This is a genomic window from Streptomyces sp. NPDC059900, assembly GCF_050270335.1.
In the GTDB taxonomy this organism is placed as follows: domain Bacteria; phylum Actinomycetota; class Actinomycetes; order Streptomycetales; family Streptomycetaceae; genus Streptomyces.
Window position 1 is genome coordinate 1 of the sequence record NZ_JBNNJZ010001133.1, and the last position, 1,194, is coordinate 1,194.

The window sequence follows — 1,194 nt, forward strand, 5'->3', positions numbered from 1 at the left end:
GGCCTGGCTGCAGGACGCCGTGGGCCTGACCGTCCAGCCCTGGATGAGCGCCTCCCTGCTCTCCTTCGCGGTCGCTGCCCTGGCCACCCTCGCCGTGAGCCGCGGGCGCCGGCACGTGGCAACTGCACCCCAGGAGCCGCCCCGCGCCTAGACCTGTCCGGGCCATCAAGCCGGTCTCAGTCTTCAAGAATCCGCACCGACAGGGCGCTGCGGAGAGCCATTGCCTGAGCCGAGTGCGGGCTGTGAGGCGGCTCGGGGGGCGTGGCTCATGGCGCTGGAAGAGGACGAGCCCTCCTGACGCGCGCAGGAAGGCGTGCGGCCCCCGTCCGGTCTGGCGCCTCCGCCTGCGTCCACTGAGGGGGCGGAGGCGCGCGACGGGGGGCACGGTCCGTCTGGTGGCGGAGCGAACCACTATTCCAAGAGTCCGCCGGGGCCCTTGGCCCGGGGCGTGACGGTGAAATCGCCGGGCGACGGAGCGACGGGTCCGGGCACCCGATCCGCGCTACGGCCTCTTGCCGCCCGCCTTCCCGAGCTCGCGGGAGATGGCGCCTTCGCCCTGTCCACGCACCGCCTCTTCCAGACTGTGGTCGTCCCGCTGAAAGAACCCCTCGCCTTTGAAGAAGTCGTCCTCGCTCAGCACCTGGCCACACCACTCCCCTCGCCCCGCCACATGGTCGTCGAACGGCACGGCGGCGCCCGATCCGAGGACGACCCACTGCCCGGCGTCCCAGCGCAGGGCAAGGACGTAGGTGTGACCGGTCTCCAGCCGGGGCGCCTGCGGAGCCTTGTCCTTGACCCGGTTTCCGTTCCGGTACACCGACCAGCCGGGGGCCGTCATGTCGAACGCGCTCCCCATCTCATGCCGGGGAGTGTCAGCGGACCACAGCACCTTCTCCTTTCTGAAGCTCACTGCCCGTTCGACCGTGTACCGCACCGACCCCTCGTCGAAGTCTTCCCGGTTGGTTTCCCGCTCGGCGGTCGGCAAGGCCACCACCACGTGGTCCGCGCCCGCCTTCCAGTCCGCCGCGGTCAGGGACGGGTATGGGTCATCGACCGGGCCGCAGCTGGCCACGCTGCGCAGCCCTTCCCTGCCGATCACCACAGCTGCGGCGATACAGGCGAGCGCCAGCATCCCCACCACGGGCCTGCCGGACAGCGTTGGACGGTCCATGAAATTCAACTCAAGTCTCCTGG

The 1,194-nt window shown here is 70.4% G+C and carries 1 protein-coding gene; it reads right to left on the reverse strand.

Annotated elements, in window-relative coordinates:
* Nucleotides 1-502: 502 nt before the first annotated feature.
* Nucleotides 503-1,171, reverse strand: coding sequence for a hypothetical protein (locus ACQKIP_RS47845; RefSeq protein WP_365863465.1), 669 nt, complete (start codon nucleotides 1,169-1,171; stop codon nucleotides 503-505).
* Nucleotides 1,172-1,194: the final 23 nt, after the last annotated feature.